The following is a 430-nucleotide window of genomic DNA, read 5'->3' as shown; positions in this document are numbered from 1 at the left end:
CCGCCCCCTTCTTCGCCTACGAGGAGATGTGGCAGGAGGTCTTTGCCCAGAGCCTCAGGATCGTCGTCGCCTCCTGGATCACCTTCCTGATCACGCAGAACCTCGACGCCTGGGTCTTCGCACGCCTCAAGGAGCGCTACCCCGACAGGATCCTGCTGCGGAGTGTCTCCAGCGACCTCCTTGGCCTGACCATCGACAGCGTCATCTTCGTCACCATCGCCTTCGCCGGCGTGGCCCCGCTCCTCCCCCTCATCATCGGCCAGATCGTGGCGAAGAACATCATCGGCTTCCTGGACACTCCGTGGTTCTGGTGGTATAAGCGGTATCTGGAGAAGGCCTGAAGGCCTCTTTTTTTCTCTCGGTGATGGTAGAGGCGGGGGAAGGCAGTGGACCGGCAGATCTTGCCGGGGGGCTGCCGCCCCCCAATCCG

Annotated in this window: 1 protein-coding gene; it reads left to right on the top strand. The window is 62.8% G+C overall.

Going from position 1 to position 430, the window contains the following annotated elements; translation table 11 throughout:
• Positions 1-341, top strand: a 341-nt coding sequence (locus tag BP869_RS01765) for a queuosine precursor transporter (RefSeq protein ID WP_342676330.1), incomplete at its 5' end; no start/stop codon positions are given.
• Positions 342-430: the final 89 nt, after the last annotated feature.

The sequence above is a fragment of the Methanofollis sp. UBA420 genome (assembly GCF_002498315.1).
Classification (GTDB): Archaea; Halobacteriota; Methanomicrobia; order Methanomicrobiales; family Methanofollaceae; genus Methanofollis.
This window is presented reverse-complemented; position numbering and strand designations above follow the sequence as displayed.